The 23,902-nt window shown below is 40.0% G+C and carries 17 protein-coding genes; 6 read left to right on the top strand and 11 right to left on the bottom strand.

Going from position 1 to position 23,902, the window contains the following annotated elements; all coding sequences use genetic code 11:
• Window positions 1-331 precede the first annotated feature (331 nt).
• The 9 genes from ACFIK2_RS05750 to ACFIK2_RS05710 form a co-directional block, all read right to left on the bottom strand.
• Complete coding sequence (locus tag ACFIK2_RS05750) at window positions 332-1,339, bottom strand: HlyD family secretion protein (RefSeq protein ID WP_375636506.1); 1,008 nt, start codon at window positions 1,337-1,339, stop codon at window positions 332-334.
• A 29-nt stretch (window positions 1,340-1,368) separates the two neighbouring features.
• On the bottom strand, window positions 1,369-2,997 hold the full coding sequence (locus tag ACFIK2_RS05745) for an MFS transporter (RefSeq protein WP_375636507.1): 1,629 nt from the start codon (window positions 2,995-2,997) through the stop codon (window positions 1,369-1,371).
• A gap of 23 nt (window positions 2,998-3,020) precedes the next feature.
• Complete coding sequence (atpC, locus tag ACFIK2_RS05740; RefSeq protein WP_375633456.1) at window positions 3,021-3,437, bottom strand: ATP synthase F1 subunit epsilon; 417 nt, start codon at window positions 3,435-3,437, stop codon at window positions 3,021-3,023.
• A gap of 108 nt (window positions 3,438-3,545) precedes the next feature.
• Window positions 3,546-5,171: a F0F1 ATP synthase subunit beta gene (gene atpD, locus ACFIK2_RS05735; protein ID WP_375633457.1), complete on the bottom strand. Its 1,626-nt coding sequence runs from the start codon at window positions 5,169-5,171 to the stop codon at window positions 3,546-3,548.
• Window positions 5,172-5,190: 19 nt separating this feature from the next.
• Window positions 5,191-6,102 (bottom strand): F0F1 ATP synthase subunit gamma, encoded by a 912-nt coding sequence (locus tag ACFIK2_RS05730; RefSeq protein WP_375628700.1) that lies wholly within the window; start codon window positions 6,100-6,102, stop codon window positions 5,191-5,193.
• 20 nt (window positions 6,103-6,122) lie between these two features.
• Window positions 6,123-7,658 carry a F0F1 ATP synthase subunit alpha gene (gene atpA / locus ACFIK2_RS05725; RefSeq protein ID WP_375642909.1) on the bottom strand — a complete coding sequence of 512 codons (1,536 nt, stop codon included), beginning with the start codon at window positions 7,656-7,658 and terminating at the stop codon, window positions 6,123-6,125.
• Window positions 7,658-8,239: an ATP synthase F1 subunit delta gene (atpH, locus tag ACFIK2_RS05720; RefSeq protein WP_375642910.1), complete on the bottom strand. Its 582-nt coding sequence runs from the start codon at window positions 8,237-8,239 to the stop codon at window positions 7,658-7,660. Before atpH ends, atpA begins: the two co-directional genes overlap by 1 nt.
• A gap of 1,030 nt (window positions 8,240-9,269) precedes the next feature.
• Window positions 9,270-11,477: a primosomal protein N' gene (locus ACFIK2_RS05715; protein WP_375633459.1), complete on the bottom strand. Its 2,208-nt coding sequence runs from the start codon at window positions 11,475-11,477 to the stop codon at window positions 9,270-9,272.
• Between the two features lie 371 nt (window positions 11,478-11,848).
• Window positions 11,849-12,052 carry a hypothetical protein gene (locus ACFIK2_RS05710; protein WP_375642912.1) on the bottom strand — a complete coding sequence of 68 codons (204 nt, stop codon included), beginning with the start codon at window positions 12,050-12,052 and terminating at the stop codon, window positions 11,849-11,851.
• Window positions 12,053-12,534: 482 nt separating this feature from the next.
• Here ACFIK2_RS05710 and fsa point away from each other — a divergent pair, with 482 nt between their 5' ends.
• A complete protein-coding gene (gene fsa / locus ACFIK2_RS05705) occupies window positions 12,535-13,188 on the top strand; it encodes a fructose-6-phosphate aldolase (protein ID WP_375633461.1) in 654 nt (217 codons plus the stop codon).
• Here the strand turns inward: fsa and lptE are convergent.
• On the bottom strand, window positions 13,185-13,775 hold the full coding sequence (lptE, locus tag ACFIK2_RS05700) for an LPS assembly lipoprotein LptE (protein ID WP_375676979.1): 591 nt from the start codon (window positions 13,773-13,775) through the stop codon (window positions 13,185-13,187). The genes fsa and lptE overlap by 4 nt on opposite strands.
• A complete protein-coding gene (leuS, locus tag ACFIK2_RS05695; protein ID WP_375676978.1) occupies window positions 13,762-16,404 on the bottom strand; it encodes a leucine--tRNA ligase in 2,643 nt (880 codons plus the stop codon). The genes lptE and leuS overlap by 14 nt, the downstream gene beginning before the upstream one ends.
• A gap of 165 nt (window positions 16,405-16,569) precedes the next feature.
• On the opposite strand from leuS, the gene ACFIK2_RS05690 reads away from it, so the two are divergent.
• From ACFIK2_RS05690 to ACFIK2_RS05670, 5 genes are all read left to right on the top strand, one after another.
• Entirely contained in the window at window positions 16,570-17,259 is a 690-nt protein-coding gene (locus tag ACFIK2_RS05690; RefSeq protein ID WP_375633464.1) for a YggS family pyridoxal phosphate-dependent enzyme, read from the top strand.
• A gap of 1,109 nt (window positions 17,260-18,368) precedes the next feature.
• Window positions 18,369-18,683, top strand: a complete 315-nt coding sequence (locus tag ACFIK2_RS05685; protein WP_375633465.1) for a hypothetical protein — start codon at window positions 18,369-18,371, stop codon at window positions 18,681-18,683.
• A gap of 1,129 nt (window positions 18,684-19,812) precedes the next feature.
• Window positions 19,813-21,756: an acetate--CoA ligase gene (gene acs / locus ACFIK2_RS05680; protein WP_375640385.1), complete on the top strand. Its 1,944-nt coding sequence runs from the start codon at window positions 19,813-19,815 to the stop codon at window positions 21,754-21,756.
• 538 nt (window positions 21,757-22,294) lie between these two features.
• Window positions 22,295-22,954 carry a cell division ATP-binding protein FtsE gene (ftsE, locus tag ACFIK2_RS05675; protein ID WP_273723097.1) on the top strand — a complete coding sequence of 220 codons (660 nt, stop codon included), beginning with the start codon at window positions 22,295-22,297 and terminating at the stop codon, window positions 22,952-22,954.
• Window positions 22,947-23,900, top strand: coding sequence for a cell division protein FtsX (locus ACFIK2_RS05670; protein ID WP_375633467.1), 954 nt, complete (start codon window positions 22,947-22,949; stop codon window positions 23,898-23,900). The genes ftsE and ACFIK2_RS05670 overlap by 8 nt, the downstream gene beginning before the upstream one ends.
• Window positions 23,901-23,902 lie beyond the last annotated feature (2 nt).

Below are 23,902 nucleotides of genomic sequence, written 5' to 3'. Positions count from 1 at the left end.
TATAATCCAGTTTTTTATCTGGCATCCCCCTACCCCCATCTTCCAAACATGCGATGATACCACACCTCAAAGGACAGTGTTGTGCAAAACCACAGGCAAAGCTTCCAATACTCCATCCCCCTACTGAGTTAGTTCAAAAGAAATGGAAGTGAGTAAAGATGCATGCGCTTTAATATTCTAAGGAACATTATTTTACATCATGACATAAAAGTATAAGAAGCCTAAGAGCTTTAAAACATGTAGTATAGCAAACCAAACGAAATCTTCCAACGTAAACAACCACTTGCTATAAGTAAATGACGCAAAAATTAAACTGAAAAAACCCAAAATTTCATCCTCCAGAATCGACTCGCTGCGAAGTATCTACATAGGTAACCACGGACATGCCAGGAATGAGTTTTTCAATCCCTTCCTGCCCAGGATCTAAAGCAATCCGTACTGAAATACGTTGCGCAATTTTGATAAAATTACCAATTGTCGTATCCGTTTTTAACAATGAAAATTCTGAGCCTGTAGCAGGTGCAAAACGAACCACACGCCCTGTTAACTTTTTGTTGTTCAATGCATCAACAGAAAAAACAACCGGTTGTCCCACACGCATCTGAGAAAGTTGCGTTTCCTTATAATTAGCAATAATCCAAATATCATCAGAAATAACAGAGACCAATTGTGTCCCCGGCATAACATATTGCCCTACCCTAGCGCCAACCAATCCAACATAGCCTGTTCTAGGAGATAAAATCTTTGTATGATCGAGATTAAGTTTTGCCAACTCAACACTCACCTTCGCTCCCGAAACTTCTGACTGTAAACTTTGCCGTTCAAGATTTAATTGTTTTTGCAATTGTCGTTTTGTTTCTAGGGCTGCCAAGAGTTGTGAAAGAGGGCGAGAAACAGAAACTGCCGCATCACCAAAGCCTAACTTTTTACTATCAGAAACAACATTAGAGAATGCTCGTGAACGCGCTAATTCCGCTTCTGCAGCATTAACTTCTCCCTGTAAAATCTGAGCTTGCAATTCAATACTTGCCAGTTTTGCATTTTTTGAATCGAGAACAGCCTGTGCCCGTGCAAACTGCTGACGAAAAAGAGAATCATCAAGCTCAAAGAGCAGCATTCCTTTTTCAACACGTTGATAATCTTGCACATAAATCCGTGCAATCACCCCAGAGATCTGTGAACTCACCAGAGTAACATTACCCTTAATGGAAGCATTATCCGTTATTTGAATGTTATTTACAAAAGGAGGAAGTCTCCAAGCCCACAAAATTAGCAAAACACCCGTAATGCCCGATAGGAATGCAACAATCGTAGCTTTTGACCGTAATGCTTTTATCATTTTTTGCACCCCTCTTCTATAACATCACTCTACTTTTCTAACGCACGCAAAGAGCATGACTTAACAACCATTGTAACAAGAAAAACAACGAATACAGCCATTGAAATATAAAAATAAAGCCGAAAAACGTCATCATAAGCAAAAATATTTGCTGTTAACTTAAATTTCTCTATCAACAGAGAAGTCGCCTGCTCACTTCCAAAGCCATGGGGAACAGAAGCACCATAAGAAGGCGAAAATAAAGTATTTATCTCACCAGAAATAAGCGGATCCGTCACAACAATATTTTGTGTTAAAGACTCAAAGTTCTTATGAGCAAAATAAAACTGTAGAGTGCCAAAAAAAGCCGATCCCATCAATCCCCCTGTCACTTGCGTTAGCAAAAAAACAGCAATAAAACTCAAAACATAACGCGGCCCTCGCTCACCAGCAATCACAAACCCTTTGAAAAGAGCAGGAGGCAAAAAAAGTGCATAACTAAAACTCACCAATCCTTGGCTCAACATCATATCTTGCGGACGCGTTAAATGATTGACACGACTATCTAAATAAGCGCCAAGTGCCAAACAACCCAAAGATAACAAATAAAAATAATCTTCACGCCCCGCCCGTAAAAAAAAGACACAAACAGCCCCCCCTAACAGAATCCCTAATGTCACCGCAAGATACATGGGCGCCATTTCACGATTGAGCAAACCAAAAAGATTAAAAAAACCGACGGGCAAATTGGATCGCTCCAACAAAAAAACATGAAAAATCAATAAAATAAAAACAGATTGTATCATTTCTTTACTGAAAATCCAACGGAGATCAATCAACGGTTTTTCTCTATTAAGCTCAATAATAATAGCAACAGCCAAAGAGAAAATAGCAAGTGCGAGCCCCCAACCAATCCATGGCGCTTCATACCACCAATACAATATACCAACAGACATGATCACAGCATTTAATCCAAGACCAAGAGCAATCAAACCATAGCTTATCCAATCTAATTTTTGAATAACCTTACTACGCACAACAGGAGTAAGAGGTAAAGTATAGATACAGACCAAGCTGATAAGAACCAACCCCATTTCCAGAGCGGAAAGGCTGGAAAAACCACCATTTTCCAGCAAATCAGGAGAAATCAAACGTGATAAAGGTGCTGCTAAAGCTGCATTCATATAATTCAAACTCAGAGCAACAGTAAACTTCTTTGCTGGAGCAAAAGCCTCCATCATATAAAGCAGCGCAAGCGAAGCCAAAGGCGCAGCAGCAATCCCAGCAAAAAAGCGAATAATTAGCGCAGAACGCAAATCCGTAACAAAGAGCTGCAACACACAAACCAAAACAAAGCCAAGGATTGACAGTTCAGCAAAAGCGCGCAGCCCAAATTGATAGCGGATTTTGATCAACATAATCGCTACACTCACATTTGGCGCCATATAAGCCGCTACCAGCCATGTCGTCTCGGCCAAAGTTGCATGAAAATCACCCGTAAGATGGACAATGTTAGACTGAACAATATTAGCCCCTAAACCATAAGCCCATTGCAAAATAAGAGAAGCAAAAATATAAACAAAGCACTTTGGCAAAGGTCCCGCAAAGACACGACCAGGATGAGGAAAAGGTTTTGCACTCCTTTTAGCAGACACAACCGTACTCTTTTTTCCGCTCATGTCATCTTTTCCTGTATACTCTGCTACGCTTCTATCAACACAACACCATCAGCTGACAACTGCTGAAAAAAAGCCTCTATTTTATGATTGTCCTCATCACTTGTCCCTCCTTCTAACGTCGCTTGAATCTGCAAAATCTGCTGTTCTAATACATCAAAAGAAAGATTCTCTACAGCCACAACGTGCTCTACCAATAAAGAGCAACCTGAAAAGGTAATATTTGCAACGCCCCCGCATACAACAAATAATTTTTCACCCAAAGAGGTGCGAACACGAACACTGCCCAACACAATACTTGCTACCAATGGCGCATGATGCGCCATAACTGTCAAATAACCTGAGGCTGAAGGAAGAACAACAGACACTACCTGCTCTGAAAACACAATTTTTTCAGGCGATACAAGCTCAAATAAAAAATGCTCTTCTCTATTGTTTTCCACAAAAGTCTCCACAATACCCGATATAAGGACTCTCCGTTTTCTCCAACGACTCGTCCTTTTTAACGAAAAATACCCATGACAGTTTTCTCTTGAATAAGAAGCTTCTTACTAAGAAGCCTCTGCCATGAGACGCTTTCCTTTTTCAAGTGCTTCATCAATCGAACCAACCATATAAAAAGCAGCTTCTGGCAAATCATCGTAATCGCCAGCACAAAGCCCCTTAAAGCCTTTGATTGTATCTTCCAAAGGAACGAGTTTCCCCGGCGAACCAGTAAAGGCTTCCGCAACATGGAAAGGTTGCGAAAGGAAACGTTCAATTTTACGCGCCCGCCCCACCAGCAATTTGTCATCTTCAGAAAGTTCATCCATTCCAAGAATAGCAATAATATCCTGAAGCGCTCTATAACGTTGTAAAATGGTTTGCACTTGACAAGCAACAGTGTAATGCTCTTCCCCCACAATCAATGGATCCAACATACGCGAGAAAGAGTCAAGCGGATCAACCGCTGGATAAATCCCCTTTTCCGCAATAGAGCGCGAAAGAACAGTTGTTGCATCCAAATGAGCAAAAGATGCTGCCGGCGCCGGATCCGTCAAGTCATCTGCCGGAACATAAATTGCCTGAACGGAAGTAATAGAGCCTGTTTTTGTACTGGTAATACGTTCTTGCAACGCCCCCATATCCGTTGCCAAGGTAGGCTGATACCCAACAGCAGAAGGAATACGCCCTAAAAGAGCAGATACCTCAGCTCCTGCTTGCGTGAAACGGAAAATATTATCCACAAAGAAGAGAACATCTTGTCCTTCATCACGGAAACTTTCCGCAATTGTCAATCCTGAAAGAGCCACACGCGCACGCGCTCCTGGTGGTTCATTCATTTGCCCGTAAACAAGGGCACACTTTGACCCTTCCGTTGAACCATTATTCTCTTTTGGATTCACATTCACGCGGCTTTCGATCATTTCATAATAAAGATCATTTCCTTCACGTGTACGTTCTCCCACACCAGCAAATACAGAATAGCCACCATGTGCCTTTGCAATATTGTTTATAAGCTCCATAATGAGAACGGTTTTTCCAACACCAGCACCACCAAACAAGCCAATTTTACCCCCTTTAGAATAAGGGGCTAACAAATCCACGACTTTAATACCGGTTACGAGAATTTCCGAAACAGTCGATTGCTCAACATATTCAGGTGCCTCTTGGTGAATAGAACGTGTTTTGGTTGAAGCGATTGGTCCCACATTATCCACCGGTTCCCCAATCACATTCATAATACGTCCCAACGTTGCTTCTCCTACAGGAACGCTAATTTGTGTGCCTGTATCCACAACCTTTTGGCCCCGCATCAAACCATCAGTCGTATCCATAGCAATCGTACGCACGGTATTTTCACCCAAATGCTGCGCAACTTCTAATACCAAGCGATTGCCTAAATTCTCTGTTTCCAAAGCGTTGAGAATATTTGGCAATTCACCTTCAAATTGCACATCAACGACAGCACCAATAATCTGCTTGATTTCACCAACAGCGCCTTTTGCATGCTCTTCTTTTTTTGCGGATGTATCTTTTTTTACAGGTGTATCTTTAGCTGCATCACGCGCAGGTACAGAGGAAGCCTTTACATCCACTTGAGATTTCGAAGCGGCTTTTTTCACGCCGGAACGAGCAGCTGGTTTCTTTTTTTCACCTTTTTCTGTTCCTTTGCTTGAGGTTACTGCTTTTACCATCAATCCTTACCTTCTCCATTTAAAGCGCTTCAGCGCCCGCAATAATTTCGATCAATTCTGTCGTAATCTGTGCTTGACGTTGACGATTATAAGCCACCGTCAATTTACTAATCATTTCACCCGCATTGCGCGATGCATTATCCATAGCTGTCATCTTGGCGCCCATTTCACCAGCAACATTTTCTAGCAAAGCCCGAAAGATTTGCACCGAAAGATTACGTGGTACAAGAGCCTCTAAAAGAGACGCAGCATCAGGTTCATATTCATAAACAATCGATTGTGAACCTTTGTTATGATCGGTTTGCTCCACAATATCTATTGCCCCAACAGCTGCTTTTGGAGCAACCATTGGAATCAAATCCAAAGCTGTTGGACGCTGATTAATTACGGAAACAAATTCAGAATAAAACAGCGTACAAACATCAAAAGCACCTTCATTGAATAAATCAACAATCCGTTGACTAATCATCACTGCCTCTGCAAAACCAATTCGCTTTACAGCATGCAAATCGATATGATCAATTATCAAGCCTTTGTAATCACGCGATAAAATATCCGCGCCTTTTTTACCCACAGTGATAATTTTTACTATTTTATCAGCCGCCAACAATGCCTTAATCTGTTCACGTGCACGACGAGCAATTTGCACGTTAAAAGCACCACACAAACCGCGCTCAGCAGTACACACCACCAAAAGATGCACATCATCGCGCCCCGTACCACGCATAAGAGTAGGCGCATCAACACCATCTACATCAGCAGCAACACTGGTCAAAATATCAGCCATTCTCTTCGCATAAGGGCGTGCAGACTGCGCTGCCTCTTGAGCACGATGCAACCTTGCCGCTGCAACCATTTGCATAGCTTTGGTAATCTTTTGTGTTGCTTTAACCGAAGCGATACGGTCTCTAAGATCTTTTAGTGAAGCCATTCAAGCATTCCATCAATTCATCACGAGAAATTTTTCGCATAAGTATTAAGAACAGTTATCAACTTATCTTTCAGCTCATCTGTTATTTGCTTTTGCTCAGCAATTGCCTTTGAGAGATCTTGATAATCACTACGCAAAAGCACCAAAAGTCCCTGCTCAAACCGCGCAACATCAGAAACCGCCAAAGCATCAAGATAGCCATTCACACCCGCGAAAATAACCACCACCTGTTCTTCTGTTTTGAGTGGAGAAAATTGCGGCTGCTTCAACAGCTCTGTCAAGCGCGCACCCCGATTTAACAGACGCTGGGTTGACGCATCCAAATCAGAGCCAAACTGCGCAAAAGCTGCCATTTCACGATATTGCGCCAATTCACCTTTAATCGAGCCAGCAACTTGCTTCATCGCTTTAATTTGTGCGGCAGAACCAACACGCGACACAGAAAGACCAACATTTACAGCAGGACGAATTCCTTGATAAAATAAATTAGTCTCTAGAAAAATTTGCCCATCAGTAATCGAAATCACATTTGTAGGAATATAGGCAGAAACATCATTTGCTTGCGTTTCAATAACCGGCAAAGCTGTCAATGACCCAGATCCATTTTCCGCATTCAACTTCGCAGCCCGCTCTAAAAGACGCGAATGAAGATAGAAAACATCTCCCGGATAAGCTTCACGACCTGGAGGACGACGCAATAAAAGAGACATTTGACGATACGCCACCGCCTGTTTTGACAAGTCATCATAACCAATCAAAGCATGTTGCCCATTATCACGGAAATACTCACCCATAGCACACCCAGCAAGAGGTGCAATAAATTGCAGTGGTGCTGGATCAGAAGCGGTCGCTGCAACAATAATAGAATATTCCAGCGCTCCACGTTCTTCTAAAACTTTAACGAATTGTGCCACCGTCGAACGTTTTTGACCGATAGCCACATAAATACAATAAACTTTGTCTTGCTCCCGTCCAGCCCCTTTTTCATGAAAAGGTTTTTGATTTAAAAATGTATCGAGCAAAATTGCTGTTTTTCCTGTTTGGCGATCACCAATCACCAATTCACGCTGCCCCCGTCCAATAGGAATAAGTGCGTCAATCGCTTTCAATCCGGTCGACATCGGTTCATGCACTGACTGACGCGGAATAATCCCTGGCGCCTTAACATCAACACGACGACGCTCCGTTGCTTTAATGGGACCCTTCCCATCGATAGGGTTTCCCAACGCATCAACCACACGTCCCAGCAAAGCGGGGCCCACAGGAACATCGACGATAGCGCCTAACCGCTTTACACAATCACCTTCACGAATATCACGATCTGAGCCAAAAATGACCACACCAACATTATCAACTTCCAAATTGAGTGCCATACCACGCACACCGTTTGGAAAAGCGACCATTTCCCCTGCTTGGACATTATCCAAACCATAAACGCGAGCAATACCATCCCCTACAGAGAGAACCCAACCAATTTCTGAAACCTCAGCCTTTTGGTCAAAGTTTTTGATTTGCTCTTTTAGAATTTTTGAAATTTCAGATGGTCTAATATCCATCAGCTGACCTCTTTTTTCAATGCAAGCTTAAGTGAAGACAATTTTGTGAGAAGAGACGTATCAATTTGAGACGACCCCACACGAACGATTAATCCACCAAGAATTGTTGGATCCACAATGATGTGCAGCAAGACTTTTCCTCCAACAACACCTTCCAAAGCCTCACACAACTCTTGTCTTTGTTGAGAACTTAAGGGGTGCGCAGAAACAATTTGCGCAGTAACCTGCCTACGAGCGCGTGCAACACAATGCTGGAAAGCACGTAAAATACCAAATACAGCACTAAGCCTACGGTTTGTGGCAATAACGCGTAAAAAATTACCAATGACCTGCCCTGCATTTTTATCAGCAAATTTGATGTTTGCACAAACAGATTGCATCACCTTAATTTGCTCTTTAACTGAAAAGAATGGACTAAGCACAAAGCGTTTTAAATCCTTATGCTCCAAAACAAGCAAAAGATCCTCTACTGCCTTTTCAACCTTTTCAACGTTTCCGGCTTCTTGAACGCAATCAAAAAGCGCTTGCGCATAGCGTTGATCTACCAACGGCAGCGGTATGAGAGAAAATGAATCCGACACGAAATACCGCCTCTTTCCCTTGAGCGACTCTCTGATAGTTATCAGATGAAATGAAACAGACATTCTCAATCTTAAGAATCTTTTTCTTAAAACCTAGAACAAAAATCACTTGGTTTCTAGCATAGACATAGCCGACTCGCAACACTACAAATCGCTGCTTTTTAAAAATTTTAATAAAATATTCAAAATATTTTTGAAAAGCATTTTTTTTAGATATACAGGATGGCATCACAGTTTTTTTATGCCTCTTTTTGACATTCTCTGAGCGATTTTTTCACTCTCTTTGATTTTTCTTCAAATGCCCTTGCCACCATAATAAAACACTTCTTCTCTAAAAAACACTCCCTTTATCACCACAAGACCTTTAATGAGATGCAGCTGCGATTGAAAAAGTCTATTATTTCAAACTGATAAGAAAGAAAAAAACAATGAATATCCTCCTAAAAATTAAAGAAAACATTGATCTTTTTTCTTCAAATACCCACTCCTTTTAAAAAATTTCACCAAGTAATATTTTCTTGTAAGCACACTCTTTAAATATACAACACATTGATTTATAATGATAATATATCATTTTTCATACCGGATAAGCTTCAAATATCGACAAATTCTCTCTTTTCAAATTTTTTTATCAAAATCACGCCCTTCATTAAGCCCGCGTAGCTTCACTTTATATGGCACTATATTGCACTGATTTTAGAAGAAGCATAGATCAATATTAATTTGAACCCGAATAGAATTGGATACTTTTGGTGTACAGCTAAGCATTTTCAGCCCTTATAAAAAGAATCCGCCTATCAAAAGAATACTGTCCCTAACACAAAAAAGGAGTAAAAGCCGAAATGATAGCGCCCTCAAAGAAGAGAGGCGCTTCTGCTGGTTCTATCACAAAGATATTTTTTCCCGTGGCTCTACTTAATGCAATGTACATATATCATATTTTGCTGCCTGGATGCTTATTCTGAATAATACTAAGAGTTCAAGTAAAGCACCTTAAGCAAAGAGATCTTTACTTTATGCGATACTGGTTTTAGAAAAAACTTTGCGGATCAATATCAATTTGAACCCGAACGGAACTGGGCATTTTGGGTGTACCGCTAAGCATTGCATGTATAAACCCTTGTATATCAAAAGAACGCTGTCCCTGCAACAAAAGCCGAAAACGATAACGCCCCCGAACCAAAGCCAAAGGCGCTTCTGCTGGTCCCATAACCGAGATATTTTTTTCCCGTGGCGCTGCCTGACGCAATGCGCGCGCATAATGTTCTGCTGCTTGGCGCTGTTGTGCAGAAACAATCAAAGAGGCAAGCCGCCCATAGGGGGGCAAATGATAATGCTGACGTGCTGCAATCTCACGTGTGTAAAAATCTTCTGGCTGGCATGCAAGTAAGGCTTTGATGACCGGATGATCTGGTTGATAAGTTTGCAATAATCCTAAACTTTTCAATCCCACACGCCCTGCTCTTCCGGTAACTTGAGAAAGCAGCTGATAGGTACGTTCACTTGCGCGTAAATCGCCATTGGCAAGACCAAGATCAGCATCAATAACACCAACCAGAGAGAGCTTGGGAAAATGATGTCCTTTAGCAACCAACTGTGTTCCAATAATAATGTCCACATCGCCATTGGCAATGGCTTGTAATTCGCTTCGCAACTGCCCAATCCCTCCTTTGAGATCCGTTGAAAGGATCAATGATCGCGCTTGAGGAAAAAGCATTTGTGTTTCTTCTGCAATTCTTTCCACACCCGGTCCACAAGCTACGAGATGATCTAATGTCCCGCATTCAGGACAGGCTTGAGGAAGTGGTTCATGATATCCACAATGATGACATTTCAGTTGCCCTTGCGCACGATGTTCTACCAACCAACTTGAACAATCAGTACAATGAAAACGATGTCCGCAAATTCGGCATAAAGTTAAAGGTGCATAACCACGACGATTAAGAAAAAGAAGAACTTGTTCGCCCTTATCAAGCGTTTGTTTTAAAGCCCTTTCAAGAGCAAAGGAAATAAAGCGCCCCTTTTGCACCCCTCCTTGGCGCATATCAACCACCCGCAACTGTGGAAGTGCTACTTCTTTAAAACGGGAAGGTAAATGTACCTTTTGATAACGCCCTCTTAAAACATTGGCTTGGCTTTCAATCGACGGTGTTGCTGAAGATAAGATAACAGGAAAACGCTCAAAAGAGCCCCGTGCAACAGCCATATCACGCGCATGGTAAAAAATGCGCTCTTCTTGTTTATAAGCGCTATCATGTTCTTCATCGACAACAATCAAGCCAAGCTCATGAAAGGGAAGAAAAAGCGCTGAACGAGCCCCCGCAACGACACGCACCCGCCCTTCTGCAACTTGCCGCCAAACGCGCTCTCTACGACGTGGCGTCAAATCAGAATGCCATTCCGCTGCCGCAGCTCCAAAGCGTGCATAAAAACGATCTAAAAACTGCTGTGTTAAAGCAATTTCCGGCAATAAAATTAAAACCTGCTTGCCCCCTTTGAAGGCTTGAGCGACCGCTTCAAAATAAACCTCTGTCTTTCCTGATCCCGTAACACCATCAAGCAAAAAAACTTGAAACTGAGAAGATAAAACACCTTCCCGCAACATTGTTGCTGCTTCATTTTGCGCTCCCTGCAACTGAGGGGAACAAAAATCAGGATCAGGCATGCCCACAAGATCAGGAGCAGGAACCTTAACATCTTCAAAAATTCCTAGCGCTTTTAAACCTTCAACAACAGAAACCGAAGTTCCAGCCGCATGTGCCAGACCAGAACGTGTCCATATCTTCTCACTGCGCACCAATTCCAAAACCCGTGACCGCGCTGGTGTGAGACGTTCTACATTTCCACCACAATATCGCAAACCCAGCATCTGCGCTTCCGGCTCTAAAGCAGCCGGTACAGACAAAACCAATCGTGCAACAAGACCAAAAGGCGCCATTGTATAGCGACTAACAAAACGCAAAAATGTGATCATTTCTGCCTTTAATGGGGGGCAATCAAAAACATGAAGCAGAGAGCGTAATTTTTCACGCGCCACCAAACCAGACCTTTGCCCATCTGCTGTCTTCTCTCCAACATCCACAACAAAACCGCAAAGCTCACGCCCCATCACCGGAACCCGAACAAAGGAACCAACGTTCACCTCCATAGAAGAGGGAACTTTATAACTATAAGCGTGAGCAACAGGAAGAGGAACCAATACAGATACAATCTCTTCCTCTATCACGTTTGAATGCATCTTTTAAACCAATCTACGACCTCTTGAGCACCAACAGGTCTACACCTTATCTTTAAACACTCTTATAAAATTCATTGCAGGATTCAATCTCTCCCCCTATCACAACATTTTTCTCACAAAAATTCTTTTTAATACTCATTTCATCACCAAAGTGCCAATAAAAAAACCAATCTCATCGTCTATAATAAAAAACTCTATAGCAAAAAAAACAGCGCCATTCTTCTGTGCAAATAAAGCTCATCACTATAAGCATTCAACATGATATTGTAAGTGCGCTCTTCAACAAAGCTATCCCATAGTGTAACTTCTTCCCAACACACACGTTTATTTTTTTACCGCCTCATATCTCAATTTATCTTCAACAAACTGATTTATAAAGATATAATCATCATTTTACCTATTGTAATAAAACCCTCAATACGATGAATTTTTCTCATTTCAACCCCATCGAGGAACATTTGTAAATCCTTATTAATGAGAGAGTCTCCCATGATTTTAATTACAGGGAGAATAATATCGCAAATGGAACCGTTACAATATTCACCTTGGCTTTGTGCCAAAACGTGGAAACACATGCGTACATCTTTCAGCTTGATTGAGAATCAAGCAACAATACAAGTAGCACAAAAGCGTATTGTTGAAGAATGGGTAACACAGAATAAATCCATTCGCTTTCATCAAAAACAAAGTTAAACATCCCCCCTGAAAAAGGAAGTTATCTTATGATGCTCTCTCAAATATCAAGAGCAATCGCAAATAGGAAATGAGCAAAGTGTTTGATAATGCTAGCTTATTTCCATAAATATAAAAACACCGCTACGCAAAGATGCCAATACGCAAAAATGTTGATACGCAATGAATTCTATGCCTTATCACGAGTAACACTATGAAATGGGTGTGGAAACGATAAATCATATTTCTTTACCGAAAACGGGTACATGATTAACACCATAGCATTCTTGTTCTTTACACAGATATTAATTCTTTCTCTTGCTTTTACAGTCAACAATAGCGCATAACAAAAAATAAGATAAAAGCTAAAAAGAAGAGGTTAGATATGAAGTTTTTTGTGGATAGCGCCAATATCGAAGAAATTCAAGAGTTACAGAATTTAAGCCTTGTTGATGGTGTTACCACCAATCCCTCTCTTATCCTAAAATCAGGACGCAATATTCTTGATGTTACAAAAGAAATTTGTGCTCTCGTTAGCGGACCTGTTTCTGCTGAAGTTGCAGCAACGGAATTTGAAAGCATCATGAAAGAAGCAGCTGTTTTAGCAAAGGTTGCCGACAATATTTGTATCAAGCTTCCTTTAACACTCGATGGATTAAAAGCCTGTAAAGCCCTCACAGCAGCAGGACTAAAAACAAATCTCACACTTTGTTTTTCTGCCAATCAAGCCTTATTAGCCGCCAAAGCAGGTGCAACATTCGTTTCACCTTTTATTGGTAGACTTGATGATTGTGGAAATGATGGAAGTGAACTGCTTCATGAAATTCGCACAATTTATGATAACTATAACTTTAAAACACAAATCTTGGCCGCTTCAATCCGCACCGTTAATCATGTCAAAGAAGCAGCACTCAGAGGTGCTGACGTTGCAACAGTTCCACCAACAATCTTAAAAGCACTGGTCAAACACCCTCTCACCGACAAAGGGTTGCAAATATTCCTCGACGACTGGAAAAAAACAGGACAAAATATTGCTTAATATCTAGAATTTTTATTGGAAAGATCTTTTGAAAGTAACAAAAAGATCTGTTCAGCCAACTCTTCCGCAACACGTTTTTTTGCATCTTCTTCTGCTTGCAGCGTTGCATATTCTTGACGAAGTCGCTCAAAAGATGCATTCATCATTGCTGTTCCTTTTGCAACAAGAGTATTTTTCATATCCTGCAAAGTATAAGAAGCTCTGCTCATAACAGTTCCAACAGAAGGTCGTCCCTTTCTCTTTTTCTCGAAATCAACCTCTATCTGCATCGATTCTCTTGTAAAGACGGATATCTGCAATGCCAATCGATAAGCAGGTAGAGAAGGTTTACCACCATTTCCATACAAAAGAAACAGCAGATGATTGCGCACCATTTGACCAAAACGATCCGAAGGTTCTTCCACAACAATAGAAGCAAGCTTTTGCGCTAACCCCAAAGAAAATTGTCCAGAAGAGTGCCCAGAAGCAGAATTCATTGTCATTGCACTCTGCAACTCTTGACGGTAAAGCGGTTCAACTTTGCATCCACACAACAGTGTAAAGACACAAGCTAAAACAACAAGCAGAAAACTTTTAAAGAACGACATTCACAATCCTTTGTGGAACAATAATGATTTTTTTCACAGGCTTTTCAACCAGCTGTGCCTTTACAAAATCTAAAGCCAAAACCGCTTCTTTAATCATCACCTCATCAGCAGTTGCTGCAACGCTCACCTCACCGCGTTTTTTACCATTAATTTGTACTGGCAAAGTATAGCATTCCGCAACGGTTAACGCACGATCATAAACAGGCCAAGCAAGCGCAGATATTAATTTTTCCCCCCCTAAAGCAGCATGACATTCTTCTGCTAAATGGGGCATCATTGGTGCAATCATAGCAAGAAAAAAATCCATGGCTTGACGTAAAGAAGCTTTCATTTCATCGTCAACACTTTCTATCCTATTTAACAACGGCGCCATAATATTCAAGAATTCATAAAGGCGTGCAATAGCCCGATTAAAAGCGAATTTTTCCAAATCATCTTCTACAGCGCAAAGCGTGCGATGTGCAACCTTTGAGAGTTCCAAAGCTGCTCCCTGATGCCCTGCACAAGGCGCCACATCCTTTAAAATAGAAGCACTCACAGCTACATGGCGCCAAACACGCTGTACAAAGCGATGTGCACCTTCAACACCAGATTCTGTCCAAATGACATCCCGCTCGGGGGGAGAATCTGACAACACAAACCAGCGCACAGTATCAGCGCCATAGGATGCGATAATATCATCAGGATCAACGACATTCTTTTTTGATTTTGACATTTTCTCAATCGAACCAATTGTCACTTCACTTTGATCGGTTAATTTATAAGCACACCGCTTTCCATCTTTTTCAACAATGGAAATATCCGCTGGAGAAACCCACCCTTGATCATCTCGATAGGTTTCATGCACCACCATACCTTGGGTAAAAAGCCCCTTAAAAGGCTCATCTACCGTCACATGACCGACCAATTTCATAGCACGCATAAAAAAGCGCGCATAAAGAAGATGCAAAATCGCGTGCTCAATTCCACCAATATATTGTTGCACAGGCAACCATTCAGCTGTTGCTTGTTTATCAACAGGTTCCTGCGCAAAAGGAGCCGTAAAGCGTGCATAATACCAAGAAGAGTCAACAAATGTGTCCATGGTATCGGTTTCGCGTTTGGCCGGTTGACCACAGGAAGGACAAGTAACATTTTGCCATGTTTCATGCCGTGCAAGAGGATTTCCTGGTTGATCAAAAGTAACATCATCAGGCAACACAACCGGTAAATTAGCACGTGGAACAGGGACAACCCCACAAGTTGTACAATGGATCATCGGAATGGGGCACCCCCAATAACGTTGACGTGAAATCCCCCAATCACGCAAACGAAATTGCACTGTTTTCTTCCCTTGCGGTTGCCCATTGAGCATTTGTTTTTCAAGCTTTTTAGCAGCTTCTTCAAAAGCTTGTTGGGGTGTTAAACCATCCAAAAAGCTGGAGTTGATCATCACCCCATCACCCGTATAAGGTGTTTCAGTAATAACAAAATCTTCTGCTTGCTCTCCTTTTGGCAAAACCACTGGTTTTATTGGAAGATCATATTTGCGCGCAAAATCGAAATCTCTCTGATCATGAGCCGGACAACCAAAAACAACCCCTGTTCCATAATCCATAAGCACAAAATTCGCGATATAAACGGGAATATGTACTGTTGAATCAAAAGGATGAACTGCCAAAAGGGGCGTGAGAAACCCTTGTTTTTCAGCTGTTTCAAGTGCTGCCGTTGTCGTTCCACCACACCGACAGTTTTCGATAAAAGCACTCAACGCTTTATCTTTCTTTGCCAAAGCTTGTGCAATGGGATGGTCAACAGACAGAGCTAAAAAAGAAGCGCCAAAAAGTGTATCAGGACGTGTTGAATAACAAAAAACCTCATCAAATGTCTCACAAACATCATCAACACCACTTGTTGCCTTTAAAGCCCAACGAATCAGTAAACCTTGCGATTTTCCAATCCAATTTTTTTGCATAGTGCGAACTTTTTCAGGCCACTGCTCCAGCTCTTCAAGCCCAGCCAAGAGCTCTTCACTAAAGTCGCTAATTTTGAAAAACCACTGCGTCAATTCACGCTGTTCCACCAACGCACCAGAACGCCATCCCCGCCCATCAACAACCTGCTCATTTGCCAAAACGGTGTGGTCAACAGGATCCCAATTCACCTTAGCCACTTTACGCGCAACCAAACCCTTTTGATAGAAATCAAGGAACAACATTTGTTGACGATGGTAATATTCCACATCACAAGTCGCAAATTCACGTGTCCAATCTAGTGAGAGCCCTAATTGCTTTAATTGCCCGCGCATCACAGCAATATTCTGATAGGTCCAAGTTTTAGGATGCACTTTACTTTGCAGAGCAGCATTTTCAGCCGGCATACCAAAAGCATCCCAGCCCATAGGATGAAGCACATTAAAACCCTTTGCCCTTTTATAGCGTGCCACCACATCCCCCATGGCATAATTGCGCACATGCCCCATGTGAATACGGCCAGAAGGATAAGGAAACATTTCTAAAACATAATATTTTTCACGAGCATCTTCTTGAAGAGTCTGAAAAATTTTCTTTTCATCCCAAATTTCTTGCCATTTTTTTTCTCTCGCACGTGGATTATAGCGTTCGCCTATATTATAATGTTCAATCGTCATTCCCATTATACTCTTTTAATAAAACAGAACCAAAAACTTGTTTTATTATGCTTGACCATGGATTAACCTCATCGTCAACATTTTCGTGAAATATTTCCCTAAGTATTTTATAAAACTTTTAAAAAAACGACCAACTCTTGAACAAAAACGGTAAAGCACAAAAACATGAATACACAAACGCCCCTCGATACCCCTTCCATTGAAGCATGGCAAAACCTTCAAAAAGACATTGCAGCAATATGCCAAGAGTTACAACGCCCTGTAGAAGAAATTGAACTTATCGCTGTTTCAAAAACTGTTTCTGCCGCTGATATACGTCCCCTTTTGCAAGCAGGACAATCTTTGTTTGCAGAAAACCGCGTACAAGAAGCGGCACAAAAATGGACTGCTTTACGTCAACAATTTGAAAATATTAAACTTCATCTCATCGGTCCCCTACAATCAAATAAAGCCGCCGAAGCTATCAAAATTTTTGATGTCATTCAAACGGTTGATCGTGAAAAAATAGCCAAAATTTTATCCGAAGAAATGCAAAAACAAAAAAGGCATCTTCCTTGCTATGTTCAGGTTAACATTGGCTTAGAACCGCAAAAAAGTGGTATCTCACCGCAAGAAGCGACATCTTTTGTCAACCAATGCAAAAACAACTATGGACTTGATATCATCGGTCTTATGGGCATCCCCCCTGTCGATGAAAACCCCGGACCCTATTTCGCGCTCTTAGCAAAATTAGCAAAACAAGCAGGTCTTTCAAAGCTTTCCATGGGTATGTCCAGTGACTTCAAAACCGCTCTACAGTTTGGCTCTAACGTCCTTCGCATTGGCTCTGCTTTATTTGGAAAACGCCCTGTGTAAAGCAATTTCCCCTCATATAAATTCATTCCCCCCTTCATATAAATTCCCATTGAAGATTCTACGAACAAGCCAAAAACAGCAGAAATGAGAAAAAATATTTCCTTCAATATCAATAAAAGAGCAATTCTAGCAAAAAAGATTTCAGTCCCTCTTTCATCCTGTTAGCAAAATAAGCAAAAAAGCTGGTCTTCTCAAAATTCTCACCGGCACATCCACAACACGTACAATAGATTTAAGATAGCATTGCAATTTGGCTCTCATATTCTCGCACATTGGTTCTACTTCACCTCCCCTCTGACCGCCTCTCCAGCAAAAGCAACGTAAAAAATAAATCCTTATATAAAGGCAAAATGATAAGAGAGGCGTTGCGCATGAATGAAAAAACTATCGCGAAATAAATAATTGCAAAAGAATATTCAATACGATTATCGCAATGATTTCCATTAAAAATCATGAATTCTCTTAAACTTCTCTAACACGCGTAAACAATTTCCCCACATGCAAATGGCGTAAAGCAGGCAAAAAGAGGCTTATGGCTGCATAATACAGTAACAAAACTCTTTCATGTAAGCCACTTGAGCAAAATAAACATCTTAAATGCTCAATAGAGCACCAAGAACCGCGCTAAACAACATGAATAGCAATCTATAAGGTCCAACGATAGCATAGAGGCTTTCTATGCTCTACAAAGCATAAAATACGGTCAATATTCGCCTGAAAAATAAAAGAACTAATCCCAAGCATATGCGCATAATACATGCAGGCAAAACAATGGCAATGAAACCGATTTCAATAACGATATTTCTTTATCGTTCTCATAAACAAAGAGAAAAACACCAATTTTTTTCATATACGCAATTTTTCTAAATTTAAACTTTAATTAAGGAAAAATATGGTGATTTTTCTTATATTTTAAAATATTGCAAATAATATTGTTATATTATAAATAATAATATTTCATTATATACATAATATAGTTATTATTTATACAGTATTTTTATTGTTATTTTTAAAGTTTATCTTTGACATTTCTCTAAAAATACGTGATAGCCATTTGAAATGTATCATTGTGATACTACTTTTAATGTAGATAATTAAGGAGAATTAATATGTTTGGTTCATTCAACACATTCGGTCATATGGCGACAAAGCCTTCTTTTGGTCATTCGCACAATTCAAGACCTTTTCATGGAATATCAAAACATACTCATGGAAATGCATGTAGCTTTAATGGTTTTGCTAATAACATGATTTCACACGCCTCTACACTAGGAGCTCAGGGAGGGCTAACAGGAGCAGCAGGGGGAGCTCTGTTTGGAGGACTAGGAGGTGCTCTTACAGGTGGAACTGTAGGTTTGGGAGGGGGGCTCATTGGAGGTGCTATTTATGGCTTTGGACAGTCAGCTTGGAATTGTTGGTTCTAATTTATAAAAAGTAGCTACAAAGATATCTCTGAAGATAAATAATTCTGTAAATATATTCGAAAGAATATACCAAAATTAAATATCTACATCTGTGGATAAAATAGTTTTCGGAGATATCTATTGTGAATCACATCTTATAATCAGGATTTTGTTATAATGAATATTCTTTATGAAATCATAAGACTGTTTTGCATTCTCATTGTATTCATCCCTATATATACTATTGGTTTAAAAAAAATTGGTGGCTACAGTTGGAAACTATCTATAAAATCAACATTATATACAGTAATTCTGTTCATTATTTCTGATAGTTTATGTAGATACTTCGGTTTATATTAATTATTTATCGGATGAGTTTCGAGTATACTGAACAAATTTTTTCATAAGTATTTATTAATCTCATTACTATAACTAGGATTTTGTTATAATGGATATTCATTATGAAGTTGTAAGAATGTTTTGCATGTTAATTATAATTACTCCTATAATTGCCATTTCTTTTAAAATATTCAATGGCGTAGGTTGGAGATTGTCTATTATAATGGCATTATCGTCATTTATTATGTTCTTTATTTCTAATTTTTTGCGTAGATATTTTAGTTTATATTAATCTTTATTTGATGAGTTCCAAGTACACTGAATAAAGTAGCGATGGTGCTATTAATGAGTGATTATGATTTACAATGACAGATTTTACTCATAAAATTATTGAATCGCTTATAGCAACGTTTTTTTCTGGTTTAATATATATTTTTTATTATAAGTTTATTTATTATAGTTGGAAAGATTCTCTAAAAAAATCATTATTAATAAGCTCAATATTCTTTCTTGTTAGTCTTTTATTTAACGATATTGGTTTATATCAACTTTTGAGAAATATTTTATAATAGACATTTTTTAAATGTCTTAGTGTGTTTATAAAGAGCTCTATACCGCAATAGGTTTTGCTATATTTGAGTATCCTAAAAACATAGAATACCCTCTTTAATATCATCACATCAGATTTAAAAATTGACTATTCTAATCTTTGTCATTTAGTCTAACCTCACAATGAAAAGCTTTTGGAATAACTCTGCCAAAATATAAAAATACAATGGCTGATTTTTCTAAAAAATAAAAAGAGGGAAACATGACTGAAAAAATTTATCCAATATCAGAAGAGATCAAAAAAAATACTTTACTTGATGAAGAAACTTATCAACAATGGTATCGAGAAAGCATCAATGATCCAGAAAGCTTCTGGGCAAAACACGGTCAACGCATTGAATGGTTTAAACCTTTTACAAAAGTAAAAAACACTTCTTTTAACGGAGATGTCTCCATTCAATGGTACGAAGATGGGATAACAAATGTTACCTATAATTGCATTGATCGCCACCTGAAAACCCATGGAGACAAAATCGCGCTCATTTGGGAAGGAGATAATCCTTATCATGATAAAAAAATAACCTATAACGAGCTTTATGAACATGTTTGTCGTTTTGCTAATCTTTTGAAAAGTCGTGGCATTAAGAAAGGCGATAAAGTAACCATTTATCTTCCTATGATTCCCGAAGCAGCCTATGCTATGCTTGCTTGTGCTCGCATTGGAGCCATTCATTCGGTTATTTTTGCAGGCTTTTCTGCTGAAGCAATAGCAGGACGCCTTGTTGACTGTGAATCAACCTTTATGATTACCGCTGATCACGGCTTGCGTGGCGGCAAACGGATTAACTTAAAAGACAACGTTGACCATGCTATTGAGATAGCAGCGCGCCAAAACGTGCATGTGGACCAAGTCATGGTTATACGGCGGACTTGTGGACCCATTCAATGGATAGAGGGACGTGATTTTTGGTACCACGAAGAGATAGCTCATGCCAAAACAGCTTGTCCACCAGAACCAATGAACGCTGAAGATCCGCTTTTTATTCTTTATACTTCAGGCTCAACCGGCAAACCCAAAGGTGTTTTGCATACCACAGCAGGCTATCTTGTTTTTGCCGCGATGACACATCAATACGTTTTTGATTACCACCCCGATGAAGTTTACTGGTGTACAGCTGATATTGGTTGGATTACCGGTCATTCTTACTTGGTTTATGGACCTTTATGCAATGGTGCGACCACTTTAATGTTTGAAGGCACACCAACCTTTCCTGACAAAGGAAGATTTTGGCAAATTGTCGACAAGCATCAAGTCAATACACTCTATACCGCACCAACAGCTATCCGCGCCTTAATGGGAGCAGGAAATTCGTTTGTTGAACACTCAGACAGAACGTCGTTGCGTCTTTTAGGCACGGTAGGCGAACCGATTAACCCAGAAGCATGGGAATGGTTTTATCATATAATTGGAAATGACCGTTGTCCGATTCTCGATACATGGTGGCAAACGGAAACAGGAGGGCATATGATCACGCCCTTACCTGGTGCAACCCCCCTCAAAGCAGGATCAGCCACACGTCCTTTTTTTGGTGTTCAACCCCAAATTGTTGATGCCCAAGGCAATATTTTAGAAGGTGAAGCAGAAGGCAATCTTTGTATCAGTGATTCATGGCCAGGACAAATGCGCACGCTTTATAAAGATCATGAGCGCTTTATTCAAACTTATTTTTCCTCCTATAAAGGAAGATATTTTACAGGCGATGGTTGTAGGCGCGATAGTGACGGCTATTACTGGATTACAGGGCGGGTTGATGACATTCTCAATGTCTCGGGACACAGGTTAGGAACTGCTGAAATTGAATCAGCCCTTGTTTCTCATCCCGCTGTATCAGAAGCAGCTATTGTGGGTTACCCGCATCCCATTAAAGGACAAGGAATTTATAGTTTTATCACCTTAATGGAAGGGACAGCGCCGAGTGAAGAGTTACAAAAAGAGCTTATTAAACATGTAAGACAAGAAATAGGTTCTATTGCCATATTGGATAAAATTCAATTTTCCCCACAGCTTCCCAAAACGCGATCAGGAAAAATTATGAGACGTATTTTACGAAAAATCGCCGAAAACGATTTTGATACTCTCGGAGATATCTCAACTCTTGCCGAACCACAAGTTGTTGAAGATCTGATTGCTAACCGACAAAATTAAAGAACCCACGAAGAAATATAACATACGGTGGTTTTTGTTTTTTTTTGCTAAAATTATCTCAGCATTATTACGAAAACCACCGAGGAGAATAAAAAACAAAACAATTCATGAAAAGCTCAATCATTCTAACAACAAACGCTTTTCTTCATGAGAGGTAAGAAATAATTTAAGCAAAAACCTCAGGATTGGGATACGAACAAGAATAAGAAAGTAAGATAAAAAGAGCAACATAGCTTTTTAAAATCACCTAATGTCCACTCAATGCAAAAAAAGCCTCTGAGTAAGAAGGAAAAATAGTTCTGATGTTTATGCTAGAATCCCTTTGAAATTCCTGCTAAAATCATAAATAAGGCTAAAAAAAGAAAGTATAAGTGATAATATTCTTGAGCAAAAATATTTATCTATAACGAGGGTGTATAAAAAATATTGAAAACCATGAAATCTAAAATAAACAAGCTTACAACAAAAATCTAAAGCAATGAAAGTAAGAGTTATTAGAATAAATGATGCAATATAAAATCAGGAGTAATAATAAAAAGTGATTCATTTTGAAAATGTCGGCCTACGCTATGGAATGGGCCCTGAGGTCCTTCGTGATATTAGCTTTCATATTCCTCCTGGATCATTTCAATTTCTCACAGGTGCCTCTGGAGCAGGGAAAACGTCGCTGATGCGTCTTATGTTTTTAGCACTCAAACCCACCCGCGGTCATATTGATCTCTTTGGAACAGACACAGCATTACTCAAACGACAAGAGCTCCCTGCGCTGCGACAACGTATCGGGGTGGTTTTTCAAGATTTTCGTTTACTCGACCACATGACCACTTATGAAAATGTTTCCTTACCTTTACGCATTAAAGGACAAGAAGAAGCAACCTATCGCAGTGAAGTGGAAGATCTTCTCTGTTGGGTAGGTCTTGGAGATCATATTCATGTTTTACCACCGGTTCTTTCCGGTGGGGAAAAACAAAGGGTAGCCATTGCACGCGCACTCATTGATCAACCTGAAATTCTACTTGCCGATGAACCCACCGGAAATGTCGATCCGCCCTTGGCAAAACGCCTCCTGCGTTTGTTTATTGAATTAAACCGTTTTGGAACGGCTGTTATCATTGCCACCCATGATATTGCCTTAATGGAACAAGTTGCAGCACGGCGTATGCTTCTCCATAACGGACGGATGACGATTCATGAATAAATTTTTCTCCGTTTTTACCAGCAATAAAAAAAATACAACAGCGATTATTCCCAGTGGTAATATTTCTGGAAAAGCATTGGTTGCCGTGATTGCTATTATGACATTTCTTTCAAGCCTCACCTTAATCGGAGTTGATTTGGTCCAACGTGCCGCCGAAAATTGGAGTAATCAGATTAGCTATGAAGCAACAATACAGATACGCCCCATTGACAATGTTGATATCAACAAAGCACTCCGTGATGCCGTACAATTGGTTAAAACATTTTCTGGTGTACAAGATGCAAAAATTGTTGACCAAAAAGCTACAGAAAAGTTACTGGAGCCATGGCTTGGAACAGGCTTCAATGTCAATGAACTACCCCTTCCCCGCCTCATCATTGTGACCCTGAAGAGAGATGAAAAAATCAATTTTGCAGCCATTAATCACGCCATTAAAACCCAAATTCCAGGAGGTCAATTTGATGATCACCGTGTTTGGGTTCATCGTTTTGCGACCATGGCACACACCACTGTTTTCATTGGTTTTTCAATTTTAGCATTGGTTTTAGGCTCTCTTATCCTCACCATCATTTTTGCCACCCGCAATGCATTGGCAGAAAATACACATATTATCAATGTCTTATATTTCCTTGGTACTGAAACTCTTTTCATTGCTCGCCAATTTGACTGGCATTTTTTTAAAACTGCGCTGCGTGGTGCTTTATATGGTGGTCTCACAAGCATATTTCTATTTTCAGCCTTTTGTCTCTGGACGAATTATAACTTGGGAAGAGTAGAAGCTAGCCAAGTAACAGCTTTGTTTGGACATCTTTCCATAAGTTCCATCCCCTACGGAAAAATCATTTTTCTTATTATTTTCGTTTCTTTTCTTACCACCCTTACAAACCGCATGACTATTTTAGCGCAACTGAAAAAAATTGATCAATGTGAAAACGGTTTATTTTAATT

This window comes from Bartonella sp. AP88XZML (assembly GCF_042195565.1).
GTDB lineage: Bacteria > Pseudomonadota > Alphaproteobacteria > Rhizobiales > Rhizobiaceae > Bartonella.
Note: the sequence above shows the minus strand (reverse complement) of the source record. Positions and strands in the feature narration are given on the sequence as shown.

Excerpts from the sequence above, each read along its gene's own strand:
- ACFIK2_RS05685 (WP_375633465.1), top strand. The coding sequence starts at position 18,369 with ATGTTTGGTTCATTCAACACATTCGGTCATATGGCGACAAAGCCTTCT.
- fsa (WP_375633461.1), top strand. The coding sequence starts at position 12,535 with ATGAAGTTTTTTGTGGATAGCGCCAATATCGAAGAAATTCAAGAGTTA.
- ACFIK2_RS05690 (WP_375633464.1), top strand. The coding sequence starts at position 16,570 with ATGAATACACAAACGCCCCTCGATACCCCTTCCATTGAAGCATGGCAA.
- ACFIK2_RS05715 (WP_375633459.1), bottom strand. The coding sequence starts at position 11,477 with ATGCATTCAAACGTGATAGAGGAAGAGATTGTATCTGTATTGGTTCCT.
- ACFIK2_RS05730 (WP_375628700.1), bottom strand. The coding sequence starts at position 6,102 with ATGGCTTCACTAAAAGATCTTAGAGACCGTATCGCTTCGGTTAAAGCA.
- atpA (WP_375642909.1), bottom strand. The coding sequence starts at position 7,658 with ATGGATATTAGACCATCTGAAATTTCAAAAATTCTAAAAGAGCAAATC.
- ACFIK2_RS05710 (WP_375642912.1), bottom strand. The coding sequence starts at position 12,052 with ATGTGTTTCCACGTTTTGGCACAAAGCCAAGGTGAATATTGTAACGGT.
- ACFIK2_RS05670 (WP_375633467.1), top strand. The coding sequence starts at position 22,947 with ATGAATAAATTTTTCTCCGTTTTTACCAGCAATAAAAAAAATACAACA.
- lptE (WP_375676979.1), bottom strand. The coding sequence starts at position 13,775 with ATGTCGTTCTTTAAAAGTTTTCTGCTTGTTGTTTTAGCTTGTGTCTTT.
- ACFIK2_RS05745 (WP_375636507.1), bottom strand. The coding sequence starts at position 2,997 with ATGAGCGGAAAAAAGAGTACGGTTGTGTCTGCTAAAAGGAGTGCAAAA.
- ACFIK2_RS05750 (WP_375636506.1), bottom strand. The coding sequence starts at position 1,339 with ATGATAAAAGCATTACGGTCAAAAGCTACGATTGTTGCATTCCTATCG.
- atpD (WP_375633457.1), bottom strand. The coding sequence starts at position 5,171 with ATGGTAAAAGCAGTAACCTCAAGCAAAGGAACAGAAAAAGGTGAAAAA.
- leuS (WP_375676978.1), bottom strand. The coding sequence starts at position 16,404 with ATGACGATTGAACATTATAATATAGGCGAACGCTATAATCCACGTGCG.
- acs (WP_375640385.1), top strand. The coding sequence starts at position 19,813 with ATGACTGAAAAAATTTATCCAATATCAGAAGAGATCAAAAAAAATACT.